Source organism: Streptomyces sp. NPDC053755 (assembly GCF_040677675.1).
Classification (GTDB): Bacteria; Actinomycetota; Actinomycetes; order Streptomycetales; family Streptomycetaceae; genus Streptomyces.
The window spans coordinates 42,728-60,733 of record NZ_JBFASK010000001.1 but is presented as its reverse complement, the minus strand read 5'-3'; the positions used below and the strand labels follow the sequence as shown (position 1 = coordinate 60,733).

The window sequence follows — 18,006 nt, the reverse complement described above, 5'->3', positions numbered from 1 at the left end:
TACATCAGTCAGACGGAACGAGGCACAGATGACCGACCCGGTGACGCTGGACAGCGAGGGCACGATCGGCGACTTCGACGAGAAGCGTGCCGAGAACGCCGTTCGGGAGCTCCTCATCGCGGTCGGCGAGGACCCGGACCGCGAGGGCCTCAGGGAGACCCCGGCGCGCGTGGCGCGGGCGTACAGGGAACTGTTCGCGGGGCTGTGGCAGAAGCCCGAAGAGGTTCTGACGACGACGTTCGACCTGGGACACGACGAGATGGTCCTGGTGAAGGACATCGAATTGATGAGTCAATGTGAACATCACTTGCTCCCGTTCCATGGCGTAGCTCACATTGGTTACATCCCTGCCGTTTCGGGCAAAATCACCGGCCTGTCGAAGCTGGCCCGGCTGGTCGACGTCTTCGCTCGACGGCCACAGGTGCAGGAGCGCCTGACGACGCAGATCGCGGACTCGCTCATGGAGATCCTGGAGGCGCGCGGCGCGATCGTCGTGATCGAGGCCGAGCACATGTGCATGTCGCTGCGCGGCGTACGCAAGCCGGGCGCGAAGACGACGACCTCGGCGGTCCGCGGGCAACTTCGTGACGCTACTACGCGAGCCGAGGCCATGTCCCTGATATTGGCACGTTAAGGGCGAGCTGCCCGTCTCGCTCCATTCCGTCCCCGATCATTGAGAATCTCAGCTGATCAAGGGGAATCGGCAGGGGGTACGGGCTCGCGAGCAAGCAGATCGTGAATCCCGTCGGGGCCACCTGCGCAGACGGACCGTCGGCAAGAAGCGCCACCCCACCCTCCTGCTGCACGGGCACCCCGTGCGCGAGCCCTGGCAGGGCCTTACGCCGCCGGGGCCGCGCCCGGGGTGTCCTCGTCCTCCGGGAGTTTGCAGACGCGCTCCAGGAAGAGCGCCGCGGCGATCACGCCGATGCCCGCGAGGACCGCGAAGCCGGCGTAGATCGCCTGGTCGCGGCGGGCCGGGATGTCCAGGGAGCCGAGCAGGAAGACGCCCGTCCCGGCGTACATGCCCGAGACCAGCGCCGCGACCAGGGCGCTGGCCTGGCCGAAGACCACCGCGCGGGCCGCCATCAGCGGCTCGACGCCCTTCGCGCCGGGGCGGCGCTCGCGCTGGGCCTTGAGGCGGGAGCGGAGGGAGAGCGCCGTCGCCGTCAGGACGACGGCGATCGCGGCGAGGACGATCGGGGCGGCCAGCGGGACGCTCGGCAGCGTCCCCACCGCGTCCCAGAGCCGCGCGCCGCCCCAGGACAGGACTCCGGCGACGACGAACAGTCCGGCGAGCACCTTGAGCCGCAGTTGTTTCACCGGGTGTCCTTCGTCTCTTCGTCCGGGGGGGGGCAGTCGATCTCTGACGAGACTAACGACTACTCGGGCAGACGGAGTTCCAGGTCGGCACGCGGCACGACTCCTTCACGGCCGACCGCGGCGAGCAGGGACGCGACGGTGCCGTGGCCGGGCAGCTGGGCCTCGGGGTCGACGTCGTGCCAGGGGGCGAGGACGAAGGCCCGCTCGTGGGCGCGGGGGTGGGGCAGGGTGAGGACGGGGTCGTCGGAGACGACGTCGGCGTAGGCAACGATGTCGACGTCGATGGTGCGGGCGCCCCAGCGCTCCTCGCGGACGCGGTGGAAGGCCTCCTCGACGGCGTGTGCCCGCTCCAGGAGGGAGGAGGGCGGCAGGGTCGTCTTCACCAGGGCGACGGCGTTGAGGTAGGCGGGCTGGGTGTCGGGGTCGACGCCCCAGGGCTCCGTCTCGTACACGCCGGAGACGGCTTTGACCCGGAGGCCGGGGGTGTCCTCGAGGGCGTCCACGGCTCCCTGGAGGGTCTCCAGGCGGTTGCCGAGGTTGGCGCCGAGGGCGATGACGGCCCACTTGGGGTTGGAGAGCGTCACGTCGGCGGCGTCGACCGCCTCGACGACGGCGGCCGGTACGGGCTGCACGGTGGGGTCGCTGTGCGTGACGTTCATACTCGGCTCCGGGTGATGGTGATGGTCACGTCGTCGAAGGGGACCGTGATGGGTGCGTCCGGCTTGTGGACGCACACCTCGACCTCCTGGACGCCGGTGTGCTTGAGGCACTGCTCGGCGATCCGCTCGGCGAGCGTCTCGATGAGGTCGACCGGTTCCCCCTGCACGACGTCCACGACTTCCTCCGCGACGACGCCGTAGTGCACGGTCTTCGTCAGGTCGTCGTCGGCGGCCGCGGGGCGGGTGTCCAGGCCGAGGACGAGGTCCACGATGAAGGTCTGGCCTTCCTCGCGCTCCTTGGGGAAGACGCCGTGGTGTCCTCGGGCCTTGAGGCCGCGCAGCGCGACACGATCCACGCGAATCACTCCTGCTGTCGTAGGTCTTGCGGCCACGCAGCCGGGTGCGGACGGCCGGGTGTCCATCGTCGAATCTACCTGCGGGCACCGACAGCACGTGCCCACGGGGGCAGGAGGACCGGGCCGCAGGGGCTGGGAGCGGCCCCTACCCAGACCTGGGGATTCCAATCCGGACGGCACCCGGAAGGCGCAGGATTCCGTCAGGCGCCCGGCTCCTCGTCCTCCTCGTCGTCGGATTCGGTGAGGACGGGAGAGCCGTGGTGGGACCAGATCCGCCAGCCCGCGGATGTGCGGCGGAACACATTGGTGGCGACGACGAGCTGGCCCACGAGGGGGCCCAGCTCGGCGCCGTCCTCGGCCGGTCCGCCGCTGAGGATGTTCTCGGTGCAGGTGACGACGGCCACGTCGCCGCCGAGGGAGACCTGGACGTCGGTGAGGAAGAACTGGATGTACTCCGTGTTCGCCATGATCAGGGCGTACGAGCGGAGTACCTCGCCGCGGCCGGAGAGGACCGGCCAGCCGGGGTGGACGCAGGAGATGGGGGTGGCTCCGTCGTCGAGCCAGAGGGAGGAGACCTCCTCGAAGTCGCCGCGTTCCATCGCCTCGTAGAAGGCGGTGTTGGCGGCCTCGACCGCGGCGGTGTCGGTCCGGGGGGTCACGCGGCTCCCTCGACGGCTCTGGCGACCCGGACGGCGTCGGCGGTGGCCCGGACCTCGTGGACGCGGACGGCCCAGGCGCCCTCGTGGGCGGCGATGGCGGAGACGGCGGCGGTGGCCGCGTCGCGTTCGCGGGCCGGGGGCGGGGCGGAGCCCTCGTGGGCCAGGACGTGGCCGAGGAAGCGCTTGCGGGAGGCGGCGACGAGCAGGGGCCGGCCGAGCGCGCGGAGCGCGGGGAGGTGGGCGACGAGGGCGAGGTCGTGCGGGGCGTGCTTGGCGAAGCCGAGGCCGGGGTCGAGGACGATCCGCTCGGGGTCGACGCCGCCGTCGACGACGGCTTCCATGCGGTGGCGCAGTTCGGTGACGACTTCGGCGACGACGTCGTCGTAGACGGCGAGGCGGTTCATGTCCTGGCTGAAGCCGCGCCAGTGCATGACGACGAAGGGGACGCCGGCGGCGGCGACGGCGGGGACCATCCGGGGGTCGGCGAGGCCGCCGCTGACGTCGTTCACGAGGGTGGCGCCGGCGGCGACGGCGGCGTGGGCCACGGTGGCGCGCATGGTGTCGACGGAGACGGTGACGCCTTCGGCGGCGAGGCCGCGGACGACGGGGACGACGCGGCGCAGTTCCTCGTCCTCGTCGACGCGGCTGGCGCCGGGCCGGGTGGACTCGCCGCCGACGTCGACGAGGTCGGCGCCTTCGGCGACGAGGTGGAGGCCGTGTTTGACGGCGGCCGTGGTGTCGAACCAGCGGCCGCCGTCGGAGAAGGAGTCGGGTGTCACGTTGACGACTCCCATGACCGCGCAGCGATCCCACTCCGGCAGGCCCCGGGCCGTGCCCCGTCCGCTCAACGTACTCATACGACCAGCCTAGGGCCTGTCGTTCGGATCCTGCCGGGCTGATCGGCACGACAGGCCGCGGCGGCACGGGCGGGGGCGCGGGGCTCAGGCCGCGCGGACCTCGTGTTCGGTCTGCGGGGTGATGATGTGGGCGCAGGGGCGGGGTGCGGGGGTGGCGCGGCGGCGGGCGAAGGGCCGGGGCGGGGCGAGGGTGACGAAGCCTTCCGCCTGCATGGCGGCGAAGCCGATGCGGGGGAGGTCGCGGCTCTTGCGGTAGACGACGAAGCGGGGTTCCCAGCGTGGCTGGAACTTGGCGTTGAACTTGTAGAGGGACTCGATCTGGAACCAGCGGGAGAGGAAGACGAGGAGGCCGCGCCAGAGGCGCAGGACGGGGCCGGCGCCGATCTTCTCGCCGCGGGCGAGGGCGGCGCGGAACATGGCGAAGTTGAGGGAGACGCGGGTGATGCCGAGGCGGGGGGAGTCCTGGAGGGCGGCGACGATGAGCAGCTCGTTCATGCCGGGGTCGGCGGAGCGGTCGCGGCGCATGAGTTCCAGGGACATGCCGTCGGTGCCCCAGGGGACGAAGTGGATGATCGCCTTGAGGTCGCCGTAGGGGCTTGCCGTCGTGTCGTCGTCGGTCTTGTGGGCGGTGGCTATCACCGCGTCGCCGTCGCCGGGGTCGCCGATGCGGCCGAGGGCCATGGAGAAGCCGCGTTCGGTGTCGGTGCCGCGCCAGTCGGCGGCGGCGCGGCGTACGCGTTCGAGTTCGCCGTCGGAGAGGTCACGGACGCGTCGGACCTTGGTGGTGTAGCCGTTGCGTTCGATGCGCTTCACCATTTGGCGCACGTTGCGCATCGCGCGCCCGGAGAGGGAGAAATCCGCGACGTCCACCACCGCCTCGTCGCCGAGTTCGAGGGCGTCGAGGCCGGTTTCGCGGGTCCAGACGTGGCCGCCGGTCTCGGAGCATCCCATGACGGCGGGGGTCCAGGAGTGGGCCTTGGCCTCGTCCATGAAGCGTTCGATGGCGCCGGGCCAGGCTTCGACGTCGCCGATGGGGTCGCCGCTGGCGAGCATGACGCCGGAGACGACGCGGTAGCAGACGGCGGCCTTGCCGCTGGGGGAGAAGACGACGCCCTTGTCGCGGCGGAGGGCGAAGTGGCCGAGGGAGTCGCGGGCGCCGTGCTTGTCGAGGAGGGCGCGCAGCCGGTTCTCGTCGTCCTCGGTGAGCCGGGCGGCGGGGTGTTCGGGGCGGAAGGCGAGGTAGACGGTGGTGAGGGCGGTGAGCATGCCGAGGGCGCCGAGGGAGTAGCCGACGGTCCAGTCGACGCCGCCGGTGTAGCCGACGGGGCCCTCGAAGCCGAAGAGGCCGTAGAGGACGTGTTCGAGGCGGTCGGTGAGGCTGGGGTTGCCGATGACGCGGCGGGGGTGGGCGCTGACGATGACGAGGCCGAGGGCGAGGGATCCGGCGCCCATGAGGACGAGGTTGGCGAGTGCCTTCCAGCGGCTGCGGGGATCGGGCAGGGCGGCGAACTGGCCTCGGTGGCGCAGCAGGAGGGCGAGCAGTGCGAGGGAGAGCAGGGCGCCGAGGATCGAGTGGCGCCAGACGAACTGGGCGAGGGCGCCGAGGGGGAGGAGGATGACGGCGGCTCGCCAGGCGCGGCGCTTGTGGCGCTTGAGGCCGTGGGCGAGCAGCAGGAGGAGGACGCCGGCGCTGAGGGAGAGCGCGGCGGAGAGTGGTCCGAGGGTGCCGGGGAGGACCTCGGCGACGGCGTGCATGCGGCTGGTGCGGAACCGGGGGAAGACGCCCGCGGCGATGTCGATCAGGCCGATGAGTGTGCAGGCCGTGCCGACGAGCGAGGGGACCTTCTCCGGTCGAGGTCCGTGCAGAATCCGGCGTACCCGATCCGGAACCGATCGTGATTTGTCCCCATCTACCGTGACAGACATCGCTTCCCGTGCTTCCCGTGATCCGCGAAAGATTCGTTGGTCCAGCGGCCGCGTGGTGGTCAGGAGCGGGCCGAGCCGGAGGTTTTGCGCCCTCTAGGACGGCTCGGCGGCGATGCGGGTTCATTCGCGCACGGGAAATTCTCACGGAAGAAAGCTCGATCGACTCATGGGTCTCACCAGCAACAATGTTCTGGCGCTCGCCGTCGCGCTGGCGGTGGTGCTGTTCGCCGCCACGGTCTGGCTGTGGCCCCGGCTCGCCCGCGGGGGCTGGCGGTCGGTGCTGGGGAGGGTCGGGCTGCTGCTGGCGACGCAGCTCGCGCTGTTCGCCTCGGTCGGTCTGGCGGCGAACAACTCCTTCCTGTTCTACGGCTCCTGGGCGGATCTCTTCGGGCAGGAGCAGGACCTCGGGGTCGTGGTCGACCACTCGGCCGGCTCCAAGGACGTCAAGGTGGTGGGTACGCAGGCGCTGGACGTACCCGGCGGCGGGCGTCCCGAGGTCGGCGGGCAGATCCAGAAGGTCGTGATCGCCGGCGAGAAGTCGGGGATCGACTCCCCGGCGTACGTCTACCTGCCGCCGGAGTACTTCCAGCCGGCGTACGCGAAGAGCACCTTCCCGGCCTCGGTGGTGCTCACGGGCTACCCGGGTACGGCGGAGAACCTGATCAAGGGCCTGAAGTACCCGAAGACGGCGTTCCAGCAGGTCAAGGCGGGCAAGATGCGGCCGATGATCCTCGTGATGCTGCGGCCGACGGTGGCGCCGCCCCGGGACACCGAGTGCGTGGACGTCCCCGGCGGCCCGCGGACCGAGACCTTCTTCGCCGAGGACCTGCCGAAGGCGGTGTCGGAGACGTACCGGGTGGGGACCGAGGCGCGGAACTGGGGCTTCATGGGGAACTCGACCGGCGGCTACTGCGCGCTGAAGATCGCCCTGCACCATCCCGACCGGTTCGCCGCGGGCGCGGGCTTCTCGGCGTACTACAAGGCGGCCGAGGACGTGACGACCGGCGACCTCTTCCACGGTGACGACAAGGCGCGCAAGCGGGCCGACCTGCTGTGGAGCCTGGACCACGCGCCGAGGGGGAGGTCGTCGTTCCTGGTGACGACCTCCCGGAAGGGGGAGGGGAACCTGAAGGGGACCCTCGACTTCATCGGGAAGGTGAAGTCCCCGGCGAGGGTCTCCTCGATCACGCTGGACAGCGGCGGGCACAACTTCAACACCTGGAACAGGGAGATCCCGCCGGGCCTGGTGTGGATGAGCGGGCGGCTCAGCGCGAGCTGAGCCCGGGGGCGCGCTCCGGTTCCGGCTCCGTGCCGGGGTCCGCCGTGCGGGCCGCCTCGGGGGAGGCCCGGCGCAGCGCCCGGTGGACGGCGGCCGGGGTGAGCACGCCGGCGTACCGGCCGCCCTGGGCGGGGTCGGTGACGGGCAGCCAGCCCGTGTCGTCCTGGAGGAGCGCGGCCAGTGCCTCCCGCAGGGAGGCGCCGAGGGGGACGGGCCGGGGGGCGGGGCGGGTGCCGCTCCGCGCTTCGGGCACGCCGGCCTCACCGGTGGGGCGGGCCGTGGACCCGGGGGCGGCGGTCCAGCCCTCCAGGCGCCCTTCCGCGTCGAGGACGACCGCCCAGGGCGCGTCGAAGCCGTCGCCGGGGCGCCGTACGACCGGCGGGTGTTCGAGGTGGATCGCCTCCACGGGGGTGACCGAGAGCCGCTTCAGGCCGCGGTCCGCGCCGACGAACTCGGCGACGTACGGGGTGGCGGGGGCGGCGAGCACGGCGGCCGGCGTGTCGAACTGCTCGATCGTCCCGTGGCCGTAGACGGCGATCCGGTCGCCGAGGCGGACGGCCTCCTCGAGGTCGTGCGTGACCAGCAGCACCGTCTTGCGCACCTGGGACTGCAGGCGCAGGAACTCGCTCTGCAGACGCTCGCGGACCACGGGGTCGACCGCGCCGAACGGCTCGTCCATCAGCAGGACGGGCGGATCGGCGGCCAGGGCGCGGGCCACGCCGACCCGCTGGCGCTGGCCTCCGGAGAGCTGTTCGGGGTAGCGGTCGCCGTACGTCCGCGGATCGAGTCCGACGAGGTCGAGCAGTTCGGCCGCGCGGGCGCGGGCCTTGGCGCGCGGGGCGCCGAGGAGGTGCGGGACGGTCGCGGTGTTGTCGAGGACCGTCCGGTGCGGGAAGAGGCCGACCTGCTGGATGACGTAGCCGATGCGGCGGCGGAGCCGGACCGGGTCGACGCCGGCTATGTCCGTGCCGTCGAGGAGTATGCGTCCCTGTGTCGGCTCGATGAGCCGGTTCACCATCTTCATCGTCGTGGTCTTGCCGCAGCCGGACGGGCCGACGAGCGTGACCAGTTCACCCTCGGCCACCTCGAAGGAGAGGTCCTCGACGGCGGTGGTGCCGTCCGCGTAGCGCTTGGTCACGTGCTCGAACCGGATCATGGTTCCCCATTCTGGCCTCTTCCGGCCGGGTGCGTGTGAAGGGCGTGTTGCCGGAACGTGGCGGTCCTCGGAGATTGTCGGTGGCGGGGGCTAGGGTCGATCCATACGTACGTTCGGGCATGCGGAGGGTCGGGGGAGGCATATGAGCGCGGCGAACTGTCTGGTGACGAACGACTGGATATGCGGCGAGTATCTGCGCTCCCGCAGCCAGGAGTTGACCGAAGCGACCGTCCAGCACGTCGGCACGACGCTGGTGTCCGTGCTGATCGGGGTCGCCGTCGCCTTCCCGCTCGCCCTGCTCGTCCGCGCGCGGCCGCGGCTGGCCGGGCCGGTCCTGGGGCTGACGACCCTGCTCTACACGATTCCGTCGCTGGCCCTGTTCTCCCTGCTGCTGCCGTTCCTCGGCCTCTCGTCGGCGCTGGTGGTGACCGGCCTCGTGCTGTATTCGCTGACGATCCTCGTACGGAACATCCTGGCCGGGCTCGCGGCGGTGCCCGCCGAGGCGCGGGAGGCCGCCCGGGGCATGGGGTACGGCCCGGGACGGATGCTGTGGGAAGTCGAACTGCCGCTGTCGCTGCCCGCCTTGATGGCGGGCATACGGATGGCGACGGTGTCCACGATCGCGCTGACGACGGTCGGGTCGATCGTCGGCCGGGGCGGGCTCGGCAATCTCATCGAGGACGCGCTGCCGACCTTCTTCAAGGCGCAGGTGCTGGCCGCCTCGGTGCTGTGCGTCCTGCTCGCGGTCGCCGCCGATCTGCTGCTCCTGGGGATCCAGAGGCTGCTCACGCCGTGGACGCGCGTACGGACCGCGCCGGGAGGTGAGTGAGGTGGGGGTCGTGACGGACGCTTGGGCCTGGCTCACCACCGGCGCGAACTGGGCGGGGGACGGCGGGATAGGGCACCGGCTCGCCGAGCACGTGTACGTCAGCGGGTTGGCGCTGCTCATCGCCTGCGCGATCGCGCTGCCGCTCGGACTGTGGCTGGGGCACCTCGGCAAGGGCGGAGCGCTCGCCGTCAACGTCTCCAACGTGGGACGGGCGGTCCCCGTCTTCGCCGTCCTCGCCCTGTTCATGGTGTCGCCCCTGCGCACCGCCGGTTATGTACCGACCGTGATCGCCCTGGTCCTGTTCGCGGTGCCGCCGCTGCTGACCAACGCCTATGTGGGTATGCGGGAGGTGGACCGGTCGGTGGTGGAGGCCGCGCGGGGGATGGGGATGTCCGCAGGGCAGCTCTTCTCCGCGGTGGAGCTGCCCCTCGCCCGGCCGCTCGTCATGACGGGTCTGCGGTCGGCCGCCGTGCAGGTGGTGGCCACCGCGACCATCGCGGCGATGGTCGGCCAGGGCGGTCTCGGCCGGATCATCACCGCCGGATTCAACACGTACAACACCCCGCAGGTGGTGGCGGGCGCCCTGCTCGTCGCCGCGCTCGCCCTCCTCGTGGAGGCCGTACTGGTGGGAGCGGACCGGCTGCTGGGCCGGCGCGCGTGAGACGACCGAAGAACGACTGGGATGGGTGATCTCGTGAGCAGGACCTCGCGTATCGCGGGTGCGGTGCTGGGCGTGGCGGCGCTGACCGCCGGGCTCGCCGCGTGCGGCGGCGACAGCCTGGAGAAGGAGAAGGCGGGGGGCGGCGACGCCGCGGGCTCGGGGAAGGGCTCGCTGGTCGTCGGCGCCGCCGCGTTCACCGAGTCCAAGGTGCTGGCCGAGCTCTACGCCCAGGTGCTGCGGGACGCCGGATACTCCGCGACCGTCACCACGGTGAAGAACCGCGAACTGTACGAACCCTCGCTGGAGAAGGGCGAGATCGACGTCGTCCCGGAATACGCGGCGACGATCGCGGAATTCCTCAATGCGAAGGTGAACGGGCCGAAGGCCCCCGAGGAGAAGCCGGTCGCCTCCGGTGACGCCGCCGCCACGGTGGGGGCGCTGAAGAAGCTCGCCGAGCCGCGCGGTCTGAAGGTGCTCGCCTTCGGCGAGGCCGTCGACCAGAACGCCTTCGCGGTGTCGAAGGAATTCGCCGCGAAGAACAAGCTCACCAGCCTTTCCGATCTCGGCCGGGCCAAGCTGAAGGTCAGGATCGCGGCCGGTGACGAATGCACCGTACGGCCGTTCTGCGCGCCCGGTCTGAAGAAGACGTACGGCATCGACGTCACCGGTGTCGACCCCAAGGGGGTCGGTACGCCGCAGTCCAAGCAGGCCGTCAAGGACGGTGTGGACCAGCTGGTGCTGACCACCACCACGGACGCGACGATCGACAGCTTCGGCCTGGTCTTCCTGACCGATGACAAGAAGCTGCAGAACGCCGACAATGTGCTGCCGGTCGTCAATGCGAAGGACGCCGGATCGCCCGAGATAGCCGCGGCCCTCGACAAGATCACAAAGGTCCTGACGACGGCCGATCTCGCCGAACTGAACCGCAAGGTGGACGCCGAGCGGGCGAAGCCGGAGGACGCGGCGAAGGCCTATCTGGAGTCGAAGGGGCTGGTCAAGAAGTAAGCCCCCGCTAAGGGGAGTCGGCCCGGCCCGGCGGGGGCGCCGGGGAGGGACGGCGACGACGGCGAGAAGTGGCCAAGAGATTGCCGGGCCGACCCCCCATAGAGCGCCTACGCACGGTAAATTTCAGGCCATGCCACGTGGACGCCACCGCCATTCGCCGCCCCTGCACAAGCTCCTGCCGCCCTCCGCGGTCGCCGGAGCGTCGGTCGTCTGTGCCGCGGGCGCCTGGCTGCTCGCCGATCCCGTGGCGCTGCGCGCGCTCGTCGCCGCCGCGGCGGCCGCCGCGGTGACCGGCGCCGTCCTCATGCGCAGTTGGGACCGGAGCGCCGGCCGCCAGGTCGCCGAGCTGACCCGGGCGCGGTCCGCGGACCAGTGGAAGACCGAGGAGCGGATAGCCGAGCTCGAGTCCGACATCGAGGAGTCCCGCGAGCTGCGCGCCAAGCTCGACGCGAAGCTGCGCGCCAAGCGGGTCGAGCTCGCCGGGCTGCGCGGCGAGCACGCGGAGCTGCTGCGCCGGTACGCCACCGCCGAGACCGAGCGGGCCAGCGCCCTGGAGGGCCGCAGGCAGCTCGCCCTGGAGGCCGGCTCGCCCGCCAAGGCCCTCCCGGCGGCCGGAGCCACGCCGACCCCGGAGCTGTACCGGCAGGCCGCGGCGGCGCTGCGCGATCTCGCGCGGAACAGCGCGGCCCAGCAGGCCCGCAGGACCGTCGAGGCCGCCCGCAGCCGGGACCTCGCCGAGCGCGCCCGGGAGACGGAGGAGCCGCAGGGGAAGCACGCGGCGGCCGCCGGGGCAGAGCAGCACGCTCGCCCGTCGACCGCCGCCGTCGCCACCGTCCCGGCCGCCTCCAAGGCCCCGGCCGTCCGCGCCGTCCCGGCCGCCTCGGCGATCGTGCCGTACGCCGCCCGCCGCCCCGTCCCGCGCCCCGAAGGGGGCTTCGACTTCTTCGGCATGCAGAAGGCGGCGGCCGCGATCGAGGCGGTGCAGAACACGGACCTCGCGGACGTGGTGGGCGAGGAGGTGCTGGCCGCGGTTTCCCGGCCCGCCCCCGAACAGCGGGCGATCGGCCAGGTCATCGACCTCACGGCGCACGACGAGACCGAGCAGCTCGACGTGGCGGAGCTGCGCGGCGCCGTCAACTCGTGATCTCGCCGGCGGCCTCGCCGGCTACTTGTCGATGTCGCCGACGACGAAGAAGAGTGACCCCAGGATCGCCACCATGTCGGCGACGAGCGTGCCGGGCAGCAGCTCGGTGAGTGCCTGGATGTTGTTGAACGACGCCGAGCGGAGCTTGAGCCGGTACGGCGTCTTCTCGCCCTTGGACACCAGGTAGTAGCCGTTGATCCCGAGGGGGTTCTCGGTCCACGCGTACGTGTGGCCCTCCGGGGCCTTGAGGACCTTCGGCAGCCGCTGGTTGATGGGCCCCGGCGGCAGGTCGGCGAGCCGGTCCAGGCAGGCGTCGGCGAGGTCCAGGGAGTTGTGCGTCTGGTCGAGGAGGCACTCGAAGCGGGCCAGGCAGTCGCCCTCCTCGCGGGTGACGACCCGGAGCGTGTCCCGCAGCTCGCCGTAGGCCAGGTACGGCTCGTCGCGGCGCAGATCGAAGTCGACGCCCGAGGCGCGGGCGATGGGGCCGCTCACCCCGTACGCGTGGGCCGCCTCGGGGGTCAGGACGCCGACGTCCCGCGTACGGCCCCGGAAGATCTCGTTCCCGAGGACCAGCTTGTCGTACACGTCCATGCGCGACCGAACGTCGGCGACGGCCGCGCGGGCCCGGTCCTGCCACCCGGCCGGCAGGTCCTCCTTCAGGCCGCCGACCCGGTTGAACATGTAGTGCATCCGGCCGCCGGAGACCTCCTCCATCACGGCCTGGAGCTCCTCGCGCTCCCGGAAGGCGTAGAACACCGGGGTGATACCGCCCAGTTCGAGGGGGTACGACCCGAGGAACATCAGGTGGTTGAGCACCCGGTTCAGCTCGGCGAGCAGGGTCCGGGTCCAGACGGCGCGCTGCGGGACCTCCATGCCGAGCATCCGCTCGACGGCCATCACGACGCCCAGCTCGTTGGAGAAGGCCGACAGCCAGTCGTGGCGGTTGGCGAGCATGATGATCTGCCGGTAGTCGCGCGCCTCGAAGAGCTTCTCCGCGCCGCGGTGCATGTACCCGATGACCGGCTCGGCGTGCCGGATGACCTCGCCGTCCAGGACCAGCCGGAGACGGAGCACGCCATGGGTCGAGGGGTGCTGCGGCCCGATGTTCAGCACCATGTCGGTGCTCTCCGCCGCCCCGCCGATTCCGACCGTCGTCTCCGTCATGGGGACAGTATCCCTGCCCGCCCCCGCGCCGTGGGAAGCCGTCCCGCCCGCCGGACCCGCCCCGCCGCCGGACAGGCCCGGGGGCGCTCCCGCCGCCCGGGCGTCCCTGCCGGACGCCCCCCGGCCAGGCCGCCCACGGCGCGGACGCCGGTCGTCCCGGGGCGGCTCCACCGCACGACCAGGGCGTGTTTCGAAAGTCCCGCCTGCCCCGCGGCGCCTGGCACGCACGCTCGCCGCGTTGTCGGGATCATCCACTTATGTCCGGTACGAGGGCGACCCTCCGCCGTGCGATCGCACGCACCGGACGCCGCGGGGCCCGCCCTTCGGGCGGACGGCGCTCCTTTCGAGACACGCCCTAGCGTCCCGGAACCCTCTGGGTGAGCCAGAGGAAGTCCCCGAGCCCGCCCCGCGCCGTCAGCTCCGCCGCCTCGCCCGCCGAGGCGAGGGCCCGGACGTAGGCCGCCGGGTCGCTCGACGCCAGCGTCAGCGGCGGCCTCTCCGCGCGCACGCCGAGCCCGTGCAGGGCCTCCCGCTGCGTGACCAGGGTGACCGGCGGACCCGACCCCTCGCCCGGACCCGACCCCTCGCCCCGACCCGCCACCGGGCCCGAGGGGCCGCCGGCCGCCTCCGCCGCGCCCCCGCTCCGGACCCCGCCCGCCCGCCCGCCCCCGCCTGCGGACGCGATCGCCGCCTCGCCCGCCGCCGCCACCGCGTCCATCGCCACGTGCGCCGTCAGGTCGCAGGACCCGTCCGGCACCGGCTCGACCTCCCGCCCCGCCCGGAAGCCGGCCAGCGTGCCGAAGGGCGGCCGGGACTCCCGTAGATGCGCGTAGTCCGCCGCCACCGCGAGACCGGCCCCCATCGCGCCCACCGCCCGCGCCCACGCCTCGTCCCGCGGCCGTCCGATCTCCGCCCGCTCGCCCGGCTCCCGCAGCGGCCACCACCGCTCCAGCCACCGCGCGTCCGGGCCCTCGACCACCCCGCCGAGGCGTTCCGTGCCGTCCACGCGCACCTCGACGTAGCGCACCGCCCCCGACTCGTCCGCCTGCGCCAGGTCCACGGGCACGTTGTCGAGCCACTCGTTCGCGAAGAGCAGCCCGCGCACCCCCTCGGGCACCCGGTCCGTCCAGACGATGCGCGGGTCGAGCCCCTCGGGCCGGGCGGCACGCTCCACCCCGTACGCGCGCACCGCGAGCCCCGCCGGAGCGGCGGCCAGCACGCCCGTCAACAGCTCCCCCCGTCCCGCACCCACGTCCACCAGGGCGACCTCGTCCGTATCGAGGGCGCGCGCCACCCGTGTCAGCAGACCGGCGACGGCGCCGGCGAAGAGCCGGGAGGCGTGCACCGAGGTACGGAAGTGGCCGGCCGGACCCTCGGGGCGCAGATAGAAGCCGCCCGCCCCGTACAGCGCCCGCTCGGTGGCCTCGCCCCAGCGCCGCCAGCCCTGCCATTGACACGTCTCATCCGTCACGGGCCCCAGTCTCCACCTTGGGGAGTACGGGCCTCACGTCAAGGATCGACCCCACGGTTGACCCCTGCACCTATCCGCCTTCCCTACGCTGGGTCACGTGCAGCGCCTCTACGACTTCATCCGCAGACACCCCACGGGCGTCGACACCTTCTGGGCGGTCGTCCTCCTCGGGTTCTCGCTGCTGTGGGTCGGGTCGACCTATCCGGCGGTCGACCATCCCGTCGCGTACGGCGTCGTCGCCGTGCTGTTCGGCCTGGTCGTCGCGCTGCGCCGCCGCGAGCCCGGGAGGATGCTGCTGCTCGCGCTCGGGTTGTCCCTGGGCCAGGTCGCGTTCGGACTGGTGCCGTTCGTCGCGGACTTCGCGATCCTGGTGATCATCTACACGGTCGCGGCCCACGACGGCCCGCGCTGGACGTCCCGCCTGGCCCTGGCCGCCGGTCTGAGCGCGGCCACCGTCTCCATGCTCCGATGGCCGTCCGACGCCCCGGACTCCGCCCTCGCGGTCGTCTTCTTCACGGTGATGATGACCGTGCCGTTCGCCCTCGCCTGGGTGCTCGGGGACTCCCTGCGCACCCGCCGCGCCTACTTCGCGCAGCTGGAGGAGCGGGCCACCCGCCTGGAGCAGGAACGCGAGGCGCAGGCCAAGGTCGCCGTCGCCGCCGAGCGCGCCCGCATCGCCCGCGAGCTGCACGACGTCGTCGCCCACAACGTCTCCGTGATGGTCGTGCAGGCGGACGGCGCCGCCTACGTCCTGGACGCCTCGCCCGACACCGCCAAGCAGGCGCTGGAGACCATCTCCTCGACCGGCCGCCAGGCCCTCGCCGAGATGCGCCGCCTCCTCGGCATCCTGCGCACCGGCGAACACCAGGAGGCCGGGGAGTACGTCCCCCAGCCCGACGTCCAGCAGATCGAGGACCTGGTGGAGCAGGTCCGCAGGGCCGGCCTGACCGTCGACTTCAGGGTCGAGGGCACGCCCCGGCCGCTGCCCAGCGGCGTCGAGCTCACCGCGTACCGGATCGTCCAGGAAGCCCTCACCAACACCCGCAAGCACGGCGGCCCGGACGCCGGGGCCAGCGTCCGCCTGGTGTACTTCGACGACGGCCTCGGCCTCCTCGTCGAGGACGACGGGCGGGGAGCGACCACGGAGATGTACGAGGACGGCGGTGCCGACGGCCGTGGCCACGGCCTGATCGGCATGCGCGAGCGGGTCGGCATGGTCGGCGGCACCCTGGACGCGGGGCCGCGCCCCGGAGGCGGCTTCCGCGTCAGCGCCCTGCTCCCCCTGAAGCCCGCCCACTGACCCGCCGCCCACCGGCCACTAGAGGACCTGAGGAAACACATGTCCATCCGCGTGATGCTCGTCGACGACCAGGTGCTGCTGCGCACCGGATTCCGCATGGTGCTCGCCGCCCAGCCGGACATGGAGGTCGTGGCCGAGGCGGGCGACGGCGTGGAGGCCCTGGAGGTGCTCCGTTCCACGACCGTGGACGTGGTGCTGATGGACGTACGGATGCCCAAGCTGGACGGGGTCGAGGCGACCCGGCGGATCTGTTCGCAGCCCGGCGCGCCCCGGGTGCTGATCCTGACCACCTTCGATCTGGACGAGTACGCCTTCTCCGGCCTGAAGGCCGGGGCCAGCGGCTTCATGCTGAAGGACGTGCCGCCGGCCGAGCTGCTCGGCGCGATCCGCTCGGTCCACAGCGGGGACGCGGTGGTGGCCCCGTCGACCACGCGCCGGCTCCTGGACCGCTTCTCCCCGATGCTGCCGTCGTCGGGGAAGGAACCCCAGCACAAGGAGATCGACCGGCTGACCGACCGTGAGCGCGAGGTGATGCTCCTGGTCGCGCAGGGACTGTCGAACGGCGAGATCGCCGCGCGGCTCGTCCTCTCCGAGGCGACGGTGAAGACCCACGTCGGCCGCATCCTGACCAAGCTGGACCTGCGTGACCGCGTGCAGGTCGTGGTCCTCGCGTACGAGACGGGCCTGGTCCGGGCGGGCGGCGGGGCGGGCTGAGCCGACCGTGCCCCCACCCGAGGCCGCGGCCGCGGTGGCTGCGGAGGCCTGGCCGACGCGCCGCCGAACAGGGACGGGCCGCTGCGGCATCCGTCCGCGGCGGTACGGGCGGGCCTGGCCCACCACCGCGCGTCGACCGAGCCCGGCCGGCCCGGGGCGTCGCCGAGACCGGCCTGCCCGCGAGGCGCCCCCGGCTACCGCGGCCCGCCCCGGGCCGGCCTGCCCGAGGGTCGCCCCCGGCTACCGCGGCCCGCTCTCGGCGGGTCGGCGGACCCGGGCCAGGAAGGCGCCGACCGCTTCCCGCACGTCGTCCCGCGTCCAGGCGAGACCCGGCTCGCCGACCGTCACCTCCGTCATCGCCACCCCCGGCGGACCGCCGGCGGAGGGCGGGGACCACCGGCGGAAGAGCACCGCGTCCGTCTCCTCCGTCAGCGCCAGGGACGCCGCCGTCAGCGCCTCGTGGGGGTACGGGAGCCAGACCTGGAACTGGTGGGTCTGCGGGGTCTCGGGGTGGACGCGGAACCACGGGACCCCCGCCTCCTCGAACCCCGCCCGCAGGCCGTCCGCCACCACGCGCGCGTGCGCCACGTACGAGGGCAGCCGCGGCAGTTCGACGGCGAGTCCGCGCAGCGCGGCCACGGCCGCGGGGAACTGCTGGAAGAGCAGGCCGCCGTACCGGTGGCGCCACACCCGGGCCTCCTCCATCACGTCCACCGGGCCGGCCAGCGCGGCCCCCGAGATCCCGCCCAGGGACTTGTAGAAGGACACGTACACGCTGTCGGCGAGCCCGGCGATCTCCCGCAGGCCGCGCCCGAAGTGAGGGGCGCACTCCCACAGGCGCGCGCCGTCGACGTGCACCACTGCGTCACGCTCGCGGGCCGCCTCCACCACGTCCACAAGCTCCTCCCAGGTCGGCAGGACGAAGCCCGCGTCCCGCAGCGGCAGCTCCAGCATCAGCGTGCCGAACGGCTCGGTGTGCCCGCGCACCTCCTCGGCCGTCGGCGGCCGCGGTTCGTCCGTCAGGTGGACCGTCCGCAGTCCGCTGACCGTGCTCAGCGCCCCGCCCTCGTGCACCTCCGGATGGGCGAGCGGGTGCAGGGCGACCACCGGGCTGCCGGTCCGCCCCGACCAGCAGCGCAGGGCCACCTGCTGGGCCAGCGTGCCAGTCGGGAAGAACACCGCCGCGGGCAGGCCGAGCACGTCCGCGACGCGCTGTTCGAGCTCCTCGACCGGGCCGTCGCCGTAGGCGTCGAGCGGCAGGTCCGCGCAGTCGTCGGCCTCCGCCCAGTCGGCCAGCTCCCGCAGCCGCCGCCCCACCGTCGCCTCGCCCGGGGAGTACGACAGCCGCCGACGGGCGGCGCCCCACACGCGTGCCCGGTGCCGCCGGGCCTCCTGCTCGCTCATGCTCCGATCATCACACCGTCGTCCCTGCCCTGTGGACAGTCACGGAGACGGGCGAAACGCTGGCGTAGCATGACGAGAAATCGTCCGGTACCCCCCGCG

General features: G+C 72.7%; 18 protein-coding genes. 8 read left to right on the top strand and 10 right to left on the bottom strand.

The window, feature by feature from the left end:
- The first annotated feature begins 28 nt into the window (after positions 1-28).
- Complete coding sequence (folE, locus tag AB0K65_RS00280) at positions 29-634, top strand: GTP cyclohydrolase I FolE (protein ID WP_365712686.1); 606 nt, start codon at positions 29-31, stop codon at positions 632-634.
- Positions 635-837: 203 nt separating this feature from the next.
- On the opposite strand, the gene AB0K65_RS00275 is transcribed toward folE, so the two are convergent.
- The 6 genes from AB0K65_RS00275 to AB0K65_RS00250 form a co-directional block, all read right to left on the bottom strand.
- A complete protein-coding gene (locus tag AB0K65_RS00275) occupies positions 838-1,320 on the bottom strand; it encodes a DUF3180 domain-containing protein (RefSeq protein WP_365712684.1) in 483 nt (160 codons plus the stop codon).
- 59 nt (positions 1,321-1,379) lie between these two features.
- Complete coding sequence (gene folK / locus AB0K65_RS00270) at positions 1,380-1,979, bottom strand: 2-amino-4-hydroxy-6-hydroxymethyldihydropteridine diphosphokinase (RefSeq protein ID WP_365712682.1); 600 nt, start codon at positions 1,977-1,979, stop codon at positions 1,380-1,382.
- Positions 1,976-2,335, bottom strand: a complete 360-nt coding sequence (gene folB / locus AB0K65_RS00265; protein ID WP_365712680.1) for a dihydroneopterin aldolase — start codon at positions 2,333-2,335, stop codon at positions 1,976-1,978. The genes folK and folB overlap by 4 nt, the downstream gene beginning before the upstream one ends.
- A gap of 200 nt (positions 2,336-2,535) precedes the next feature.
- A complete protein-coding gene (locus tag AB0K65_RS00260; protein WP_365712678.1) occupies positions 2,536-2,994 on the bottom strand; it encodes a nuclear transport factor 2 family protein in 459 nt (152 codons plus the stop codon).
- Entirely contained in the window at positions 2,991-3,851 is an 861-nt protein-coding gene (gene folP, locus AB0K65_RS00255) for a dihydropteroate synthase (protein WP_365712676.1), read from the bottom strand. Before folP ends, AB0K65_RS00260 begins: the two co-directional genes overlap by 4 nt.
- Positions 3,852-3,935: 84 nt before the next feature.
- On the bottom strand, positions 3,936-5,777 hold the full coding sequence (locus tag AB0K65_RS00250; RefSeq protein ID WP_365712674.1) for a phosphatidylglycerol lysyltransferase domain-containing protein: 1,842 nt from the start codon (positions 5,775-5,777) through the stop codon (positions 3,936-3,938).
- A 166-nt stretch (positions 5,778-5,943) separates the two neighbouring features.
- On the opposite strand from AB0K65_RS00250, the gene AB0K65_RS00245 reads away from it, so the two are divergent.
- Complete coding sequence (locus AB0K65_RS00245; protein WP_365712672.1) at positions 5,944-7,056, top strand: alpha/beta hydrolase-fold protein; 1,113 nt, start codon at positions 5,944-5,946, stop codon at positions 7,054-7,056.
- Here AB0K65_RS00245 and AB0K65_RS00240 read toward each other — a convergent pair.
- On the bottom strand, positions 7,043-8,212 hold the full coding sequence (locus AB0K65_RS00240; RefSeq protein WP_365712670.1) for an ATP-binding cassette domain-containing protein: 1,170 nt from the start codon (positions 8,210-8,212) through the stop codon (positions 7,043-7,045). The two genes, AB0K65_RS00245 and AB0K65_RS00240, sit on opposite strands and share 14 nt — an antisense overlap.
- A gap of 142 nt (positions 8,213-8,354) precedes the next feature.
- On the opposite strand from AB0K65_RS00240, the gene AB0K65_RS00235 reads away from it, so the two are divergent.
- The 4 genes from AB0K65_RS00235 (at position 8,355) to AB0K65_RS00220 (ending at position 11,854) form a co-directional block, all read left to right on the top strand.
- Complete coding sequence (locus tag AB0K65_RS00235; RefSeq protein ID WP_365712668.1) at positions 8,355-9,041, top strand: ABC transporter permease; 687 nt, start codon at positions 8,355-8,357, stop codon at positions 9,039-9,041.
- A gap of 1 nt (position 9,042) precedes the next feature.
- Positions 9,043-9,702 carry an ABC transporter permease gene (locus AB0K65_RS00230; RefSeq protein ID WP_365712666.1) on the top strand — a complete coding sequence of 220 codons (660 nt, stop codon included), beginning with the start codon at positions 9,043-9,045 and terminating at the stop codon, positions 9,700-9,702.
- Positions 9,703-9,723: 21 nt separating this feature from the next.
- Positions 9,724-10,710, top strand: coding sequence for an ABC transporter substrate-binding protein (locus AB0K65_RS00225; protein WP_365712664.1), 987 nt, complete (start codon positions 9,724-9,726; stop codon positions 10,708-10,710).
- Between the two features lie 130 nt (positions 10,711-10,840).
- Positions 10,841-11,854: a hypothetical protein gene (locus AB0K65_RS00220; RefSeq protein WP_365712662.1), complete on the top strand. Its 1,014-nt coding sequence runs from the start codon at positions 10,841-10,843 to the stop codon at positions 11,852-11,854.
- Positions 11,855-11,875: 21 nt separating this feature from the next.
- Here the strand turns inward: AB0K65_RS00220 and AB0K65_RS00215 are convergent, their stop codons facing one another.
- Together AB0K65_RS00215 and AB0K65_RS00210 are read right to left on the bottom strand one after the other, a co-directional pair.
- Positions 11,876-13,018 (bottom strand): NADH-quinone oxidoreductase subunit D, encoded by a 1,143-nt coding sequence (locus AB0K65_RS00215; protein ID WP_365712660.1) that lies wholly within the window; start codon positions 13,016-13,018, stop codon positions 11,876-11,878.
- Positions 13,019-13,373: 355 nt separating this feature from the next.
- Positions 13,374-14,489: an SAM-dependent methyltransferase gene (locus AB0K65_RS00210; RefSeq protein WP_365712658.1), complete on the bottom strand. Its 1,116-nt coding sequence runs from the start codon at positions 14,487-14,489 to the stop codon at positions 13,374-13,376.
- Positions 14,490-14,586: 97 nt separating this feature from the next.
- On the opposite strand from AB0K65_RS00210, the gene AB0K65_RS00205 reads away from it, so the two are divergent.
- Entirely contained in the window at positions 14,587-15,789 is a 1,203-nt protein-coding gene (locus tag AB0K65_RS00205) for a sensor histidine kinase (RefSeq protein ID WP_365712656.1), read from the top strand.
- 39 nt (positions 15,790-15,828) lie between these two features.
- On the top strand, positions 15,829-16,503 hold the full coding sequence (locus tag AB0K65_RS00200; protein ID WP_365712654.1) for a response regulator transcription factor: 675 nt from the start codon (positions 15,829-15,831) through the stop codon (positions 16,501-16,503).
- A 240-nt stretch (positions 16,504-16,743) separates the two neighbouring features.
- Here the strand turns inward: AB0K65_RS00200 and AB0K65_RS00195 are convergent, their stop codons facing one another.
- Positions 16,744-17,907 (bottom strand): beta-eliminating lyase-related protein, encoded by a 1,164-nt coding sequence (locus AB0K65_RS00195; protein WP_365712652.1) that lies wholly within the window; start codon positions 17,905-17,907, stop codon positions 16,744-16,746.
- Between the last annotated feature and the right edge of the window lie 99 nt (positions 17,908-18,006).

Bases quoted from the DNA above. Each gene is read 5' to 3' on its own strand.
- folE (WP_365712686.1), top strand. From the start codon at position 29: ATGACCGACCCGGTGACGCTGGACAGCGAGGGCACGATCGGCGACTTC.
- folK (WP_365712682.1), bottom strand. From the start codon at position 1,979: ATGAACGTCACGCACAGCGACCCCACCGTGCAGCCCGTACCGGCCGCC.
- folP (WP_365712676.1), bottom strand. From the start codon at position 3,851: ATGAGTACGTTGAGCGGACGGGGCACGGCCCGGGGCCTGCCGGAGTGG.
- AB0K65_RS00250 (WP_365712674.1), bottom strand. From the start codon at position 5,777: ATGTCTGTCACGGTAGATGGGGACAAATCACGATCGGTTCCGGATCGG.
- AB0K65_RS00245 (WP_365712672.1), top strand. From the start codon at position 5,944: ATGGGTCTCACCAGCAACAATGTTCTGGCGCTCGCCGTCGCGCTGGCG.
- AB0K65_RS00240 (WP_365712670.1), bottom strand. From the start codon at position 8,212: ATGATCCGGTTCGAGCACGTGACCAAGCGCTACGCGGACGGCACCACC.
- AB0K65_RS00235 (WP_365712668.1), top strand. From the start codon at position 8,355: ATGAGCGCGGCGAACTGTCTGGTGACGAACGACTGGATATGCGGCGAG.
- AB0K65_RS00225 (WP_365712664.1), top strand. From the start codon at position 9,724: ATGGGTGATCTCGTGAGCAGGACCTCGCGTATCGCGGGTGCGGTGCTG.
- AB0K65_RS00220 (WP_365712662.1), top strand. From the start codon at position 10,841: ATGCCACGTGGACGCCACCGCCATTCGCCGCCCCTGCACAAGCTCCTG.
- AB0K65_RS00215 (WP_365712660.1), bottom strand. From the start codon at position 13,018: ATGACGGAGACGACGGTCGGAATCGGCGGGGCGGCGGAGAGCACCGAC.
- AB0K65_RS00200 (WP_365712654.1), top strand. From the start codon at position 15,829: ATGTCCATCCGCGTGATGCTCGTCGACGACCAGGTGCTGCTGCGCACC.
- AB0K65_RS00195 (WP_365712652.1), bottom strand. From the start codon at position 17,907: ATGAGCGAGCAGGAGGCCCGGCGGCACCGGGCACGCGTGTGGGGCGCC.